The sequence below is a fragment of the Saccharothrix sp. ST-888 genome, from assembly GCF_000955975.1.
GTDB lineage: Bacteria > Actinomycetota > Actinomycetes > Streptomycetales > Streptomycetaceae > Kitasatospora.
Map to the genome: position 1 here is coordinate 90,023 of NZ_JYJF01000001.1, position 12,251 is coordinate 102,273.

The following is a 12,251-nucleotide window of genomic DNA, read 5'->3' on the forward strand; positions in this document are numbered from 1 at the left end:
GGTTCTTCGAAGGCGGCTACGGACCGTATACGGTCGATTGCCCCCACAGCCGAGGCTAGACGCAGTTCTCCGGCGATCCGCGCACAAAAGGCCCCTGTTCATCAAAGTCTCATCGACGTTAAGGACTGCTCACAGATTGAGAACGCGTCAGCCCGGCACCCTACCAGGAGTGACGGGCAGGTCACCGCACATGGTCTAGACAACGATCACGGGGTGCAGCACCAGGGCGTCGAACAGATAGCCCTCGCGGTTGTTGCGGGAGCGGCGGGGCTGAGTGTTTCCCTCCTGGTCGCCGGCGCGCGCCACCAGCGTGTACGGGCCCGGGTGTTCGGGCCGCCAGTCGAAGCTCCAACGGGTCCAGGTGCCGGCATCCGGCCGGTCCAGCAGCTGCGCGCGGCGCCAGCCGCGACCACCGTCCGTGCTCACCTCGACTTGACGGATCGTCCCCGCACCGGACCAGGAGCGGCCGTGCAGCCGGTGGCACTCCCCCGCGGCGAGCGCGGCGCCCCGGGCGAGCTCGAAGGCGCTCTTCACCACCTGCCCGGCGAGCGGCGCACCGCCCTGCTGCGGGTAGTCGGGGCCGAACATCCGGTAGAACTCGGTGTTCCAGGGTGAGTGGAGCGGCCCGGCGGCGACCTCGATGGTGCCGACCCACTTGATCCAGGCGATCCCGACCCAGCCCGGCACCACCAGCCGCAGCGGCGCGCCGTGATCGGGGGTCAGCGGCTCGCCGTTCATCTCGTACGCCAGCAGGACGTCGTCCAGCGCCTTGCCGATCGGCAGCGGGCGGCGGACGTGGCCCAGGTTCCGGCCGTCGGAGGTGACGTAGTCGGGGTCGAGCCCGACCGGCATCACGTCCACCGCCTCGGGGCGCAGTCCGGCCAGCCGCAGCACCTCGGCCAGCCGCACGCCGCGCCAGCTCGCGACCCCGATGCCGCCGAGCGTCCAGGGGGTGCCGGGGACGCTGTGCCGCTGCTGGGCGGCGAAGAAGCTGCGGCCGTTGCCCGCGCACTCGACGGCGGAGCTGAGCGAGGTGGCCGGCAGCCGCCTGAGCTCCGCGAGGCCGAACTCGACGGCGGGTCCGCGCAGTCCGTCACCGGTGACGGTGAGCCGCCAGGTGTCCGGGTCGATCACCGGGGTGCCGGTGTGGTTGCGGACGAAGAACCGCTCGGTGGGGACGTGGAAGCCGGTACAGCTCTCGCGCAGGGTGTCCCAGCGCATCTCGGCGTTGGTCTCGTGCCGGACGAACCACTCGGGCGGCAGCGGTTTGACGATCCCGGCCACCGGGGCGGACAACTCCACACCGCCGGAGGGGAGTCCACTGCCGGAGGCGGCCTGCGCCGCTCGCTGCTCACGGTCGTACTCGAACGCATTCATCGGTCGCATCCATTCCGGTCGGGGTGGGACGGAACCTCGGATGGGAGACGGCGCGCAATCACGAGCACCCGGAGGGTGGCTGGGGGCTCGCGCCGCCCTGTCATGCCCCGGATGATAGGGCGGATCCGAAGGACTCCGACAGCGGACGGCTTGACCTTGACACGGGTGTCAACCTCTACCGTCCTCAGTGACGGCATCGCGTACCGGCAGTCCCGGCCGGCACACCCGACGACCCATCGAGGAGCACACCATGACGTCCCGCCCGCTCTCCCGGATCACCAAGGGCTCCGGCCCCGGCCTCCTCCTCGCGCACGGCGCGGGCGGCGGCGCCGAGGCGAACTGGGGTGCGCTGATCGGACCGCTCTCCGAGCACTACTCCGTGGTGGCACCGGACTATCCGGGCTCCGGCGGCACTCCGCTCGATCCCGGCCCGCTCACCCTGGACGACCTGGCGGACCGGCTGGTCGAGGCGGCCGTCGAGGAGGGGCACGAGACGTTCGACCTGGTCGGCTTCTCGCTCGGCTCGGCCGTCTCGGTCCGGGCCGCGGTCCGGCACCCCGAGCGGGTGCGCTCGCTGGTGCTGATAGCCGGGGTCGCCAGGACCGGTTCGCACATGCGGCTGCTGGTCGACTCGCTGCTGGAGGCGGAGCGGCTCAGCCCGGCCCTGCGGGCCAGGTTCAACATCCCGTTCGCCTTCAGCGCGGAGTGGATCGACCGGCACTCGGCGGGTGAACTCGCCCTGCTGGCCGAGGTGATGGTCGCGAGCACTCCGCCCGGCCTGCACCGGCAGTTCGAGCTGGTCCGCACCGTGGACGTCACCGGCGACCTGGCCGAGATCGCCGTGCCGACCCTGGTGGTCAGCACCACCGAGGACACCCTGTCCGTCCCGGCCCAGCACCGGATCTTCGTAGAGGGCATCCCCGGCGCCCGGCTGCTCGAACTCGCCTCCGGCCACCTGGTCGCCGTCGAACGCGGCCCCGAGCTGCTGGCCGCCGTCCGGGACTTCCTCGCCGAGCAGCACCGGTGACCTCGCCGTTCACCCGGAACAACCGGCCGCACGGCCGCGTTGGCCCGTATATGCGCATCGGGGAACTCGCCAGGCTGACCGACGTCTCCACCCGCCTGCTGCGGTACTACGAGCAGCAGGGCCTGCTCCACTCGGAGCGCACCTCCGGCGGGTACCGGGAGTACGGCGCGAACGCCCAGGTGCGGGTCCGTCAGATCCGCGGCCTGCTGGCGGCCGGCCTCTCCACCAGGGTGATCGCCGAGATCCTCCCGTGCGCCACCGGCCCGCTGCCCGCCCTGGAGGCCTGCCCCGACCTGCTGGCGACCCTGCGCGCCGAACTGGCCGACCTGGACGGCCGGATCGACACCCTCACCCGGAGCCGCGACGCGCTGGCCGCGTACCTGGCGACGGCCCGCCTGGCCGCCGCCCCGGCCACCGTCCCGTACGCAGCCTGACGGTTCTCCGCCCGGACCTTCCCGGCCGCATCCGGCCCACGGCCTGCGGGACGCCGTCCGGGTCGCGGTCGGCGAGGCGATGGCCGAACAGCACAGTGACCGGCCTCCTCCGTCCGGGTGAAATCCGGGCACCCGGCACCGGGCGGCCGGATGCCGCAACTCCCGTGCCCCGTCCGGCCGAAGCAGGCCGGACGGGACACTTCCGTCCGGTCACCGACCGCAACCCAGCATTACAGACAGTCAGATCAGTGACATGCTGGCCGACGCACCACCCGCCCGAGCTGCCGAAAAGGCCCGCACGATGTCCTTACGAGCGTCCGTACTGCCGCGCTCGACCCGCCCGACGGGCCCCTCGCACGCAGCCGAACACCCGGCCCCGCCCGGCCCCGCCCGCGGACCCGTGGCCCTGCGCGGACGCCTGCCCGGCCGCCGGGCCGTGACCACCGACCGGGCCGTCCGCGCCCACCTGGCCCTCGCCACCGTCGCGGCCTGCGCCCTCGGCCTGGTGCTCCCCGAGACCGCCGCCCTGATCAGACACTGCCGCCCGGTGCCCGGGGCCAACCCGCCGATGCTGATGCTGCTCGCCGCGATGTTCATCGGCGGCTTCGAGGTCCGCGCGGCGGACGCCGCCCGCGCGCTGCTGCGCCCCGGACTGCTGCTGGCCGGGCTCGGGGTGGCGCTGGTCCTGCGGATGCTCGTCCTGCTCGGCGCCGAACGGGCCGCCGACTGCTGGCCCGACCCGCACGAGGCGCTCTGGCTGGTGGTCGGGCTCTCCCTCACCGCCACCATGCCGGTCGCCGGGTCCGCCCAGACCTGGGGCGCCAAGGCCCAGGCCAACGCGCCGCTCGGCCTCGGCCTGGTGCTGGCCACCACGCTGCTCAGCCCGCTCACCGTGCCGCTCGGACTGGTCCTCGCCGAGGAGCCCGAGGCCGGCGGCCCGCGCCAGGTGCTGGACGCGCTCGCCAGGTCCGACTCCACCTGCGGGTTCATGGCGCTCTGGGTGGCCGCCCCCTGCCTGGCCGGACTCGCCGCCCGGCGGCTCACCCGGGGCCTGGTCGGCGGACGGTTCCGCGCCGCCGTGCTGCCCTGGCTGCGACTGCTCGGGCTGCTCAACGCGCTCGGGCTGACCTACCTCAACGCCGCCGGGGTCTTCGGCGAGATCGGCCGCCGGCCCGAGCCCCGCCTGGTCGCCCTCGCCCTGCTCGCGGGCGGCGCGGTGTGCGCCGTCCCCTTCCTGGCCGGCTGGCTCACCGCACGCCAGGCCCACATCGAACGGGACACCACCGCCGCGCTCACCCTGGCCACCGGCCTGAACAACACCAGTGCGGCCGCCGCCCTGGCGGGCAGCCAGTTCAGCGGCCACCCGGCCGTACTGCTGCCGATCTTCTTCTACGGCATGACCCAGCAGCTGCTGGCCGCCTGCGCCCCCCGGCTGCTCCGCGCCCGCGACCGACGCGGCAGCCGCACCCCGTACGGGCCCGGCGGCTCACGCGGTCCGCGCGGCCGCCACCGGGCCCGCCGCCTTCACGCCCCGAACGGACGGCGCACCCCGCGCGGCCCCGGCCGGCGGCGCAAAGTGCCCCGCCCACCGGCCCCGCACCCGCCCGCCACCTGCACAGATGTCCCGATGCCGAGCCCCCGCCCAGACTTCACCCGGACGTAGTCACCGTTTAACACCCTCCTGGAATGCTCTCTGACATGAACGCTCAGCCGACCTCGGCCCCGCAGGCCCTTCCTCCGGACCGGTTCCCGCTCCCCCAGCGGCATCGCCGCGTCCTCGCCTGCGCCGCCGTCGCCGCCTCGATCGCCCTGGGCAGCCTCGGCGTCGCCGCCACGGTCGAGACCGTCCGCCAGGACACCCTCGCCGTCAGCGCCCCGGCCCGCTGACCCGCCTGGCCGGCAGCCCCGGGCGGTACCCGAACGCCAGGGCGATCGGGCAGCCGCAGCCGGGCGCAGCCGCCCTCAGGCCATCAGCTCCTGCTGGGCCCCCGACCCCGGCCGGGAGTGCCGCCCCGAGCCCGGCGCCCGGTGCACCTCCAGCGGCGGCGCGTAGCGCGCGGCCGGCGCGCGCAGCAGCCACGCCCGCCCCGCCGGAGCGATCAGCTGCATCCGGTGGAGCAGGTCGAGCGCGTCGCGCCGGAACGCCGTCAGGTCCGCCAGGTAGTCGCGGCGCCAGCCCGCCGCCAGGCCGTACTCGTCGGTGATGTCGCCGAGCGCGCCGTCTATCAGCGCGTCCGGGATCAGCACCGCCGGGGGCGCCGACTCCTCGGGCAGCGGGCGCAGGTCCTCCACCAGTCGCTCGACCAGCAGCAGGGCGGCCTGCGCGAGCGTGCCGGTGCCGGGCAAGGCGAGGTCGGTGAGCTCGTCGGCCGGGTCGAGCAGGGCGACGCCCTCGCTCCTGATCTCCGCCTCCAGCCCGAGGAAGTCGGCGAACAGCTCGGCCTCGGCGTGCTGGTGCTCCAGCAGCCAGCCGCGCTCCTGAGCACCGAGCTCGTCCAGCAGGACCACGGGCGCCTCGGCGAGCCGCCGCCGCACGGAGAGGGCCGGACCGGCCGCGGGCGGGGCGGCCAGCGGGCCGAGGGCGCGCGCGAGTTCGCGGTCGACCACCGGGCGGCCGTCCTCGCTCCAGGTCAACACCTGCCACTCGTCCAGAAGTTGACGGACCGCAGGATCGTCCACCCCGGCCGGCTGCCCGTCGGCCAGCGCCGCCAGCGCCCGCACCAGGCAGGCGTACCCGGCGGGCTCGAACCCGGTCAGCCCTCGGCCCGGCAGCCCGGCCTTGTGCAGCCGGGCGTACGAGTGACCGACCGTCAGGGGATAGCCGAGCACCGTGAGGAACCGTTCCGCCAACCAGTCCGCGTGCCGGTGGATCAGCGGAAACCCCGCCCCGTGCGGACCGGTTGCGGTCACCACCGGGTGCGCCACCAACAGCCTTGCGGCGGTGCGCCGTTCGACCGCGATCTGCTGCGGGGTGGTGCCGGGCGAGCGCTCGGGCTTGCGATGGCGGCCACGGGTGGCCGGGACCGCGGCCGGCAGCACGTCGGAGGCGATCCGGCGGGCCCGGCGCGGACCCCGCACCGGGCGTCCCGCACGGGACCTGAGCCCGGCCGGGAGCTGCACACTCGGCCCGTGCCACCAGCTGGTCCCGGCCACCGCGGCCCGCCCGGAGTCCAGTACCCCGCCGAAGTGCCGTGCCCCGTAGAGGCCGAAGGCCGCCGCGAAGAGATCGTGCGCGGCACCCGGTTCAGCCGCCGCGAGCCGCGCCGCGAGCCGCTCCGCCCCGGTGTCCCGACTCTCACCGGCCACCGCCGCCCGGACATCGGCGGACACCTCGGCCTCGACCAGGACGCCGGTGCGCGTCCCGCCGGGTACGTCGACCCGCGCGTCGGCGGTGAGCTGCCCCGCTCCCGCCCCGCGCCCGCCTGCCACGCCTCCGGACGCCTCCCCGGCGCCGGTCGCGTACTCGTGCTGCTCCATGTCGCACACCAGACTAGACGGTGGGTGAGCTCGCCCGTGGCACCATCCGGCCCGCTCGGGAATTTCACCGCGGGCACCGGACGGCACGCCCGGACCCGATATCCTACGCACCGGTAACAACCTCTTCCGCAGGCCGCCCACCGTCGCCTATCGTCCAGGGCATGCCGAACCTGCCCGATGTGGTGCTGTGGTCGATACCGGCCTTCGTCCTGCTCACCGTCCTGGAGATCGTCTCGCTCCGGCTCCATCCGGACGAGGACGAGCAGGGCTACGGCGTCAAGGACACCGCGACCAGCCTCACCATGGGCCTCGGCAGCATGCTCTTCGACGCCGGCTGGAAAATCCCGATCGTGGCGATCTACTCCGTGCTCTACGAGCTGACGCCGCTGCGGGTCCCGGTGCTCTGGTGGACCGTACCGCTGATGCTGCTGGCCCAGGACTTCTTCTACTACTGGTCGCACCGGGGCCACCATGTGATCCGGATCCTCTGGGCCTGCCACGTGGTGCACCACTCCAGCAAGCACTACAACTTCTCCACCGCGCTCCGCCAGCCCTGGACTAGCGCCACCGTCTGGCCCTTCTACGTGCCGATGATCCTGGCCGGCGTCCACCCGGCCGCGCTGGCATTCTGCTCCTCGGCCAACCTGGTCTACCAGTTCTGGATCCACACCGAGCGGATCGACCGCCTGCCGCGCCCGATCGAGTACGTCTTCAACACGCCGTCCCACCACCGGGTGCACCACGCCTCCCAGGGCGGCTACCTGGACCGCAACTTCGGCGGCATCCTGATCGTCTGGGACCGGCTGTTCGGCAGCTTCACCCCGGAGACCACCAGGCCGGTCTTCGGCCTGACGAAGGACCTGAACTCCTTCAACCCGCTCCGGGTGGCCACCCACGAGTACGTCTCGATCGCCCGGGACCTCGCCAAGGCCGAGACCTGGGGCGACCGGGTCCGCCACCTCACCAAGGGCCCCGGCTGGAAGCCGACCCCGACCGACCGCCCGGAGGGCACCGCCGCATGACCATCACCCGACGCCTGCGCTCCGCCCGCGGCCTGCTGGGCGGACTCGCCGCCACCTCCGCCGCCCATCTCGGCGCCATCGCCACCGGCGCGAGCGCCCTGCAGCTCGCCACCAAGCCCGCGCTGATGCCGCTGCTCGCCGCGCACACCCTGGCCAGGGCCGAGCGGACGCCCAGGCTGCTCACCTCGGCACTGGCGGCCAGCACCGGCGGTGACGTCCTGCTCCAGGTCGGCGGCGACACCGCCTTCCTGGCCGGGATGGGCTCCTTCGCGGCCGCGCACGTCTGCTACGTGACGATGTTCGTCAAGCAGGGCGCGCTGGACGACCGCCGGCGCACCGCGCTGGTCGCGGCGGCGTACGCGGCGGCCTGGGCGGCCATGGTGAGTCAGCTCTGGCCCGGCCTCGGCGACCTGAAGCTCCCGGTCGCGCTGTACAGCCTGCTGCTCGCCTCCACCGCCGTGACCTCCTCCGGCCTCGGCTGGCGGACCGGTCTGGGCGGGGCGCTGTTCCTGCTCTCGGACACCCTGATCGCCACGCAGCTGGCGGGCTGGCGCGAGCTGCCCGGGCACGAGTTCTGGATCATGGCGACCTACATCGCGGCCCAGTACCTGCTGGCCGTCGGCACCCTGCGCGCCCAGTCGGCCAGCGCCCCGGAGGCAGCGGAGGCCGCAGAGGTCACGGCGGCAGGCCCGCACGGAGCCCGGACCCCGCTCGGCGCCCCGGTCCACTCCACGGGGCGCTGAGCGCGAAGATCTGCCGACGGGTCACCGGAGGCTGGATGCAGACCTGCGCCAGGCGCGAGCCGCCTGAGGCAGGTCTGCATCCAGCCGCTCAGTGCTCCGCCCCGTCCTGGCCGGCGGCGTTGCTGCGGCGGCGCAGCAGCCAGAAGCCGGCGATCCCGGCCGCGACCAGGACACCGCCGGTGGTCAGCTGCCGCGGGTCGGTGGCGATCGAACCGCCGAGGCCGGTGCCCATTCCGCCGTGCGGGTAGCGCCCGGACTCACTGCCGTGGCCGGAGCCGCCGTCGTGGCCCGAACCCCCGTCGCGACCGTTCTCGTGGCCCGAGCCCCCGTCGCGACCGTTCTCGTGGCCGGACCCGCCCTCATGCCCCGAGCCGTTGTCACGACCCGCCCCGCCCTCATGCCCCGAGCCGTTGTCGCGACCCGAACCGCTCTCATGACCTGCCCCGGCCTCGTGGCCGGCGCCGCTGTCACGACCCGCCCCACCCGCCTTGCCCCCGGACTCGCCGCCTTCGCGGCCCGCCCCGTTCTCCTGGCCCGCTCCGTTCTCATGACCCGATCCGTTCTCGCGGCCCGACCCGCTGTCGCGGCCCGCCGCGCCCGGCTTGCCGCCGAACTCGCCGCCCGAGCCGGACCCGGGGGCCGAGTTCGGGCCGGTGTTGGGACCGGCGGCGGCCAGCGCGACCTGGACGGCTCCGGCGAAGCTGCTGCCGTCTGGGCACTTGCCGTCGACGCCCCAGTTGTCCTCGCCCTTGCCGGACTTGGCCGCCGCGAACTTGGTGAACTCGTCCTTGGAGGCCAGCTGCACGGTGCCGCTGTACCTCCCGTCCGACTCGGCGTTCAGGGTCGCCTTCCCGGTCGCGAACGCCTGCGAGTTGGCGGTGACGCGCTTCTCGGCAGTGTTCCCGCAGGCGACACTGACCATGACCGACTCCCCGGGAGCCGCTGCGGCCGGGCTGACCAGGGCCTGTTCGGCCTCCTTGGCCGGCGTCTCAGGCGCCGCGGAACTGAGTGCAGCCGGGACCGCGACTGCGACCAGAGCCGAGCCACCCAGCAGAGCTGCGGCGGTACGCGAAATGCGCATGCCCGTACCTCCAGCTTCTCGGGCGCAGCCGGGGACTTGGCCGTCCACGTGATCGAACGGCTACGCCCTGTCGCTCCCGACGCTAGGCAGCGCCGACACCGACGGCCACCGCACGGGCCCGTTCGGGTAGGCCACGGGCCCGGCGGCGCACGGCCGGAGCCCGGCTACAGCGCCAGGTCGACCACCACGGGCGCGTGGTCCGAGGTGCCCTTGCCCTTGCGCGCCTCGCGGTCGACGTAGCTGTCGCTGACGGCCTCGACGAAGGGCTTGTTGCCGTAGGTGAGGTCGATCCGCATGCCGCGGTTCTTGGGGAAGCAGAGCTGGCGGTAGTCCCAGTAGGTGTACGGGCGGTCGTACTTCAGCGGGCGCGGCACGACGTCCTGCAGACCGGCCGTCTGGAGGGCGGCGAGGGCGGCGCGCTCGGGCTCGGTGACATGGGTCTGGCCCTCGAAGGCGGCGCGGTCGTAGACGTCCTCGTCGGTCGGGGCGACGTTGAAGTCACCGAGCACGGCGAACGGGCGGGCCCCGGCGGCGTCCTCCAGGACGGCCCGGCGCAGCGTCTCCAGCCACTCCAGCTTGTAGCGGTAGTGCGCGTGGTCGACCTCGCGGCCGTTGGGCACGTACACCGACCAGACCCGGACCGGGCCGCAGGTCGCCGCGACGGCGCGCGGCTCGGTCTCGGGCAGCAGCGCGTCGTCGGCCAGGTAGCCGGGCTGCCCGGGCAGGTCGCGGACGACGTCGTCCAGGCCGATCCGGGAGAGGATCGCGACGCCGTTCCACCGGCCGGTGCCGTGGGCGGCGGCTTCGTAGCCGAGCTCGCGGACGGCCTCGGCGGGGAAGCTGTCCGTGGCGCACTTGAGCTCCTGCAGGCAGAGCACATCGGGCTTGGCGGCCTCGAGCCACTCCAGCAGTTTGGGCAGCCGGGCGGTGACGGAGTTGATGTTCCAGGTGGCGATTCGGACGGTCACGGGCGGCCTTCCCGGGCGTGCGGAGCTGGTGCGGACAACGGACGGAGAGCCCCAGGAGGCTCCCACCCCGAACATACCGCCCGCCACCGACAGGTCGGCCGCAGCCGTGCTTCCGCCCGGCCCCCGGAGGCGCGGGAGCCGTCCGGCGCACCGGTCGGACGGCTCCCCGCGCCCCTCACACCCCTTCGGAGCCCCCGTTCGGAACGCCCCTTCGGAGCGGCGCGGCGCTCAGCGGCTGGGCCGGACCACCGCCGCGGCACCGCCGCCGCGCCGGACGGGTTCGGCCGCCGCGATCCAGCGGCCGTCGGGCAGCCGTTCGATACCGGTCGCCGCGCCGATCTCGCCGCCGTCGGTGAAGCTCTGCCCGAGTGCCTCCAGGGCGGTCCGCTCGGGCAGCGCCAGGAACGCCGGCTCGGCGTAGGTGAGCGCGGTGTTGCGCTGGCTGGCCCGTGGTGCGGCGATGGCCTGTTCCAGGGTCAGTCCGCGGTCGATCCGGCCGAGCAGCACCTGGAGCGCGGTGGTGATGATGGTCGCACCCCCCGGCGAACCGGTGGCGAAGAACGGCTTGCCGTCACGGAGCACGATGGTCGGCGAGATGGACGAGCGCGGCCGCTTGGCCGGTCCCGGCAGGTTGGGGTCGGGCACCCCGGGGGTGACGGGGGTGAAGGAGAAGTCGGTCAGCTCGTTGTTGAGCAGGAAGCCGCGTCCCGGGACGGTGATGCCGCTGCCGCCGGTCTGCTCGATCGTCAGGGTGTAGGAGACGACGTTGCCCCAGCGGTCCGCGACGGTCAGGTGCGAGGTACTCTGGCCCTCGTACGTCTCCGGCACGGCCGGGCCGCTGCTCCCGCAGGCCGCCGGGTGGCGCGGGTCGCCGGGGGCGAGCGGGCTGGTCAGCGTGTGGTCGGGGCTGACCAGGCAGGCTCGCGCGGCGGCGAACTGCGGTGAGAGCAGCTGCCGGGTCGGCACGTCCGAGAAGCCCGGGTCGCCGACCCAGCGGTTCCGGTCGGCGAAGGCGATCCGGCTGGCCTCCAGGAAGCGGTGGTAGTACTGGGTGCTGCTCAGCGAGGCCAGGTCGCTGTGCGAGAGGATACCGAGTGCCTCGCCGACCGTAGTGCCGCCGGAGGACGACGGCGCGATGCCGTAGACGTCGTAGCCCCGGTAGTCGACGTGGGTCGGCTGCCGGCGGTCGACCTGATAGGCCGCCAGGTCGGCCGCGTCCACCTTCCCGGGACGGGCGGTGCGTCCGGAGGCCGGGTCCACCGGCGGGTGCTGGAGGGTCTTGACGATGTCGGCGCCCAGATCGCCGCGGTAGAGCGCGTCCACGCCCTTGCGGCCCAGCTCGCGGTAGGTGGCGGCGAGGTCCGGATTGCGGAACGTGCTTCCGATGACGGGCAGTTGGCCGCCGGGCAGGAAGAGCCTCCGGGTGTCGGGGAAGTCCTTGAACCGGTCCTGGTTGAGCGCGGTCTGGTCCTGGAACGTCCGGTCGACCACGAAGCCGTGGTCGGCGATCCGCTCGGCGGGCTTCAGCGTCTCGGCGAGGGAGCGGCTGCCCCAGAGGTCGAGGGCGCGCTGCCAGGTCGCGGCGGTGCCTGGGACGCCCACCGAGAGGCCGCTGGTCACGGCGTCCGCGAAGGCCAGTGGCTTGCCGTTCTCCAGGAAGAGCGAGGAGTCGGCACTCCGGGAGGCGGTCTCCCGGCCGTCGATGGTGGAGACCTTGCCGGTGTGCGCGTCGTAGTAGACGAAGTAGCCGCCACCGCCGATACCGGTCGAGTAGGGCTCGGTGACGCCGAGCGCGGCTGCCGTGGCGACAGCCGCGTCCACCGCGTTTCCGCCCCGGCGCAGCACCTCGATCCCGGCCGCCGTGGCATCGGCGTCCACGCTGGCGACGGCACCGCCGTACCCGACCGCCTCCGGCGTCTTGGGCGGTGCGGCGCCCTCGGCTTGCGCGGGGGCGACGGCCGAACAGATCAGGGCCGTACTCAGCGCGAGCGTTGGGACGAATCGGACCAGAGCTCTCATGCGGGCCTCCTGAGACAGCGTCAAGTCCCCGTTCTTTCATACGAAGAGCGGTTACCACAACGACGCATGGGGACGCCTTTACGCCACTACCGGCCGGTACATT

11 protein-coding genes are annotated in these 12,251 nt (G+C 73.7%); 6 read left to right on the forward strand and 5 right to left on the reverse strand.

Annotated features, from left to right (window positions below):
- Positions 1 to 195 precede the first annotated feature (195 nt).
- Complete coding sequence (locus UK12_RS00385; protein ID WP_052681276.1) at positions 196 to 1,377, reverse strand: sulfite oxidase; 1,182 nt, start codon at positions 1,375 to 1,377, stop codon at positions 196 to 198.
- A 250-nt stretch (positions 1,378 to 1,627) separates the two neighbouring features.
- On the opposite strand from UK12_RS00385, the gene UK12_RS00390 reads away from it, so the two are divergent.
- The 4 genes from UK12_RS00390 to UK12_RS00405 all read left to right on the forward strand — a co-directional run bounded on the left by UK12_RS00390 (position 1,628) and on the right by UK12_RS00405 (position 4,725).
- Positions 1,628 to 2,404: an alpha/beta fold hydrolase gene (locus UK12_RS00390; protein ID WP_045298135.1), complete on the forward strand. Its 777-nt coding sequence runs from the start codon at positions 1,628 to 1,630 to the stop codon at positions 2,402 to 2,404.
- A gap of 50 nt (positions 2,405 to 2,454) precedes the next feature.
- A complete protein-coding gene (locus tag UK12_RS00395; protein ID WP_045298137.1) occupies positions 2,455 to 2,838 on the forward strand; it encodes a MerR family transcriptional regulator in 384 nt (127 codons plus the stop codon).
- A 301-nt stretch (positions 2,839 to 3,139) separates the two neighbouring features.
- Positions 3,140 to 4,501, forward strand: a complete 1,362-nt coding sequence (locus tag UK12_RS00400; RefSeq protein ID WP_156178471.1) for a bile acid:sodium symporter — start codon at positions 3,140 to 3,142, stop codon at positions 4,499 to 4,501.
- Between the two features lie 35 nt (positions 4,502 to 4,536).
- On the forward strand, positions 4,537 to 4,725 hold the full coding sequence (locus UK12_RS00405) for a hypothetical protein (RefSeq protein ID WP_045298141.1): 189 nt from the start codon (positions 4,537 to 4,539) through the stop codon (positions 4,723 to 4,725).
- Between the two features lie 75 nt (positions 4,726 to 4,800).
- Here UK12_RS00405 and UK12_RS00410 read toward each other — a convergent pair whose 3' ends face one another.
- Positions 4,801 to 6,315 carry a DUF2398 family protein gene (locus UK12_RS00410; RefSeq protein WP_052681277.1) on the reverse strand — a complete coding sequence of 505 codons (1,515 nt, stop codon included), beginning with the start codon at positions 6,313 to 6,315 and terminating at the stop codon, positions 4,801 to 4,803.
- Positions 6,316 to 6,476: 161 nt separating this feature from the next.
- Between UK12_RS00410 and UK12_RS00415 the strand changes: the two genes are divergently transcribed.
- Both UK12_RS00415 and UK12_RS00420 read left to right on the forward strand, forming a co-directional pair.
- Positions 6,477 to 7,337: a sterol desaturase family protein gene (locus UK12_RS00415; RefSeq protein ID WP_045298143.1), complete on the forward strand. Its 861-nt coding sequence runs from the start codon at positions 6,477 to 6,479 to the stop codon at positions 7,335 to 7,337.
- On the forward strand, positions 7,334 to 8,080 hold the full coding sequence (locus UK12_RS00420; protein ID WP_045298144.1) for a lysoplasmalogenase: 747 nt from the start codon (positions 7,334 to 7,336) through the stop codon (positions 8,078 to 8,080). The genes UK12_RS00415 and UK12_RS00420 overlap by 4 nt, the downstream gene beginning before the upstream one ends.
- Positions 8,081 to 8,168: 88 nt before the next feature.
- Here the strand turns inward: UK12_RS00420 and UK12_RS36230 are convergent, their stop codons facing one another.
- From UK12_RS36230 to ggt, 3 genes are all read right to left on the reverse strand, one after another.
- Positions 8,169 to 9,161 carry a hypothetical protein gene (locus UK12_RS36230; protein WP_052681279.1) on the reverse strand — a complete coding sequence of 331 codons (993 nt, stop codon included), beginning with the start codon at positions 9,159 to 9,161 and terminating at the stop codon, positions 8,169 to 8,171.
- 164 nt (positions 9,162 to 9,325) lie between these two features.
- The gene (locus UK12_RS00430; RefSeq protein ID WP_045298146.1) at positions 9,326 to 10,129 is read right to left on the reverse strand and encodes an exodeoxyribonuclease III; all 804 of its coding nucleotides are present in this window, start codon (positions 10,127 to 10,129) and stop codon (positions 9,326 to 9,328) included.
- Positions 10,130 to 10,357: 228 nt separating this feature from the next.
- Complete coding sequence (gene ggt, locus UK12_RS00435) at positions 10,358 to 12,148, reverse strand: gamma-glutamyltransferase (RefSeq protein WP_045298148.1); 1,791 nt, start codon at positions 12,146 to 12,148, stop codon at positions 10,358 to 10,360.
- Positions 12,149 to 12,251: the final 103 nt, after the last annotated feature.